Genomic DNA, 1,048 nt, shown 5'->3' on the forward strand with positions numbered 1-1,048 from the left:
TGTTGTCGTTCGCGCAGCAGCGCCTGTGGTTCCTCAACGCCCTGGACCCGAGGTCCACCGCCTACAACACCCAGACCGCCTGGCACATCGACGGCGAACTCAACCTCGACCACCTCGACACCGCCATCACCGAGATCGTCCGCCGACACGAAGTCCTGCGCACCACCTTCACCGAACACGACGGCATCCCCGTCCAGATCATCCACCCCGACCCGAACCACCACAGCACCCGCCACGACCTCACCCACATCGACCCCCACCACCACGACCACCACATCCACGAAATCCTGCGCGCCGAACTCGACCAACCATTCGACCTCACCACCGGCCCACTACTGCGCTGCCGAATCCTCCAACTCTCCGACACCGCACACGTGCTCTGCCTCACCTGGCACCACATCGTCCTCGACGGCTGGTCCGTCGGCCTGTTCCAGACCGAACTCGACCACCTCTACACCGACCTCACCCATGGCCGCGCCCCCTCACTACCACCCCTGACCACCCAGTACGCCGACATCGCCCAACGACAACGCCACCACTGGGAAAGCACCGACGCACAACACCACCTCGACGAACTCGCCACCCGACTACGCGACGCCCCACCCGTCTGCCACCCACCCACCGACCGACCCCGCCCCGACACCCCACCCGGCCCCACCGCCGTCCACCACAGCCAACTACCCCCCGACACCATCACCACCCTCGCCACCCTCGCCACCCACACCGGCTCCACCCCCTTCGGCATCCTCCTCGCCGCATTCCAATTCCTCATCCACCGCTACACCGCACAAACCCCCGTCGTCATCGGCACCCCCCTCACCGGACGCACCGACCCCGACGCCGAAAAACTCATCGGCTTCTTCGTCAACACCCTCCCCCTCGCCGTCGACATCAACCCCCACCACACCTTCCGCCAATTCCTGCACCACTCCCGCACCGTCCTCATGCACGCCGTCACCCACCAGGACATCCCCTTCGACAAACTCGTCGAACGCACCCAACCCACCCGCGACCGCCACACCCCACCCCACATCCAAACCGTCTTCAC

General features: G+C 65.9%; 1 protein-coding gene. It reads left to right on the top strand.

What is annotated here, in order from left to right:
- The coding region (locus AB0G13_RS34785) for a condensation domain-containing protein (RefSeq protein ID WP_357883969.1) at positions 1-1,048 on the top strand (1,048 nt) is incomplete at both ends.

This window comes from Micromonospora sp. NPDC023633, from assembly GCF_040640035.1.
Classification (GTDB): Bacteria; Actinomycetota; Actinomycetes; order Mycobacteriales; family Micromonosporaceae; genus Micromonospora.